General features: G+C 50.7%; 3 protein-coding genes and 1 tRNA gene. All 4 read left to right on the top strand.

The features are described from left to right. The coding region (orn, locus tag WAO31_RS06195; RefSeq protein WP_509591527.1) for an oligoribonuclease at nt 1-417 on the top strand (417 nt) is incomplete at its 5' end. Nucleotides 418-451: 34 nt separating this feature from the next. Then, a tRNA-His gene (locus tag WAO31_RS06190) sits at nt 452-527 on the top strand. A gap of 40 nt (nt 528-567) precedes the next feature. Beyond that, entirely contained in the window at nt 568-1,476 is a 909-nt protein-coding gene (locus WAO31_RS06185) for a pseudouridine-5'-phosphate glycosidase (RefSeq protein WP_509591524.1), read from the top strand. Next, nucleotides 1,473-1,769, top strand: a 297-nt coding sequence (locus tag WAO31_RS06180; RefSeq protein WP_509591521.1) for a PfkB family carbohydrate kinase, incomplete at its 3' end; no start/stop codon positions are given. The genes WAO31_RS06185 and WAO31_RS06180, both read left to right, overlap by 4 nt.

Raw genomic sequence — 1,769 nt, 5'->3', positions numbered from 1 at the left:
AACATGCACAAAGAGTCAGGTCTACTTGAACTACTTCCAGAAGGATTACCGATAGAAAAGGCTGAGGCTCAGGTTCTTGATTACATCAAGAAGTTTGCTCCCGAGAAGAGGACGGCTCCGCTGGCAGGAAACTCGATTGGTACTGATCGGATGTTTCTAAATCGCTATATGCCAACTCTTGATGCACACCTTCACTATAGAAACGTTGATGTTTCCTCGATCAAGGAACTGGTTCGAAGGTGGTACCCAAAGGTCTATTTCCAACTACCGAAGAAAAACGGTGGGCATAGGGCACTGGCTGATATCAGAGAGTCAATCGCCGAGCTCGCCTATTACCAAAAGGCAGTATTTGTTGAGGCCCCCGGTCCAACTAGCGACCAAGCCAAAGACATTGCGTCTTCAAACCCAATAGAATAAAAAAGCTTTGAAGCCCATGGGCCTAAAAGACATGGTGGGTATAGCTCAGCTGGTAGAGCGCCTGGTTGTGGTCCAGGAAGTCGCGGGTTCAAGTCCCGTTACTCACCCCAAATTGATTTTTCTTTCCAGTCCAGAAGCTAGCCTTATCCCATGACCTCCTTTATCGCCTCCGACGAGGTTTCCGAAGCGCTTGCCGCAGGCAAACCGGTAGTGGCTCTTGAGAGCACCATAATTTCTCACGGTCTACCAAGGCCCAGAAACTTCGAAGCTGCCAAAGAGTTCGAGGAAATTCTTCGATCCAAGGGGGTCACCCCGGCAACAGTTGCCATATTGGATGGAGTTCCAAGAATCGGCCTAGACGCCGAAGGTGTTGAAAGAATCGCTAACGAGGACCTAGCAAAAGCAAGCGTTCGAGACATCCCTATCCTTGCTGCAAGGAAAGAATCTGGAGCAACAACGGTTGCCGCAACCGCTCACTTGGCAGCCCTTGCGGGAATTCGGGTTTTTGCAACCGGAGGCTTAGGCGGAGTTCACCGTGGAGCCATAGAGACCTTCGATGAATCGGCCGATCTATCAACTCTTGCCGTGACACCAATCACTGTGGTGTCTGCTGGTGTGAAGTCAGTACTCGACATTCCTGCAACCCTGGAGAGGCTTGAGACCCTGAGTGTTCCTGTAATTGGATACAAGACAAAAGATTTTCCAGCTTTCTGGCTCACCAAGTCCGGCTATACCCTCGATTGGTCTTTAGATACCCCCGAGCAAGTGGCTCGAGCCATGAAAGCCCAAGACGAGCTTGGCCACGGCCAAGGCATTGTTTTGGCCAACCCGATTCCGATAGATAAGCAGTGGGACCCAGCCGAGCATGACCGCGTGCTTGAGATTGCATTTGCTGCTGCTAAAAAAGCAGGCGTGACTGGCAAGGCCGTAACGCCGTTCCTGCTTGGCTTTATCGTTGAAGAGTCCAAGGGAAGATCTCTGGAAGTAAATCTTGCCTTGGCTCGCAACAATGTGTCTGTCGCGGGTGACGTAGCTAAGGCTTGGTCCGAACTCAGATGAGCAAGATACTGGTGATTGGTGATGTAATCGAAGATGTCATCGTTATTCCAGAATCAGAGATTCGTGAAAACACCGACACTAAATCTATAATCCATAAATCCATGGGGGGCCAAGCCGCCAACGTTGCCTCGTGGCTTTCTCATCTCGGAACTGAACATACCTTCGGGGGTTGCGTTGGTGCCCCGGATGTCACAAAACTCGAGGCCGAACTTTCGAGTCGAGGTATTCAAACAGCTCTCCAAACAAGTTCGAAGCCAACCGGCTCGCTGGTTGTTTTAGTGCAGGGCGAATCT

Source organism: Rhodoluna sp., from assembly GCF_049276775.1.
Lineage (GTDB): Bacteria > Actinomycetota > Actinomycetes > Actinomycetales > Microbacteriaceae > Rhodoluna.
This window is presented reverse-complemented; position numbering and strand designations above follow the sequence as displayed.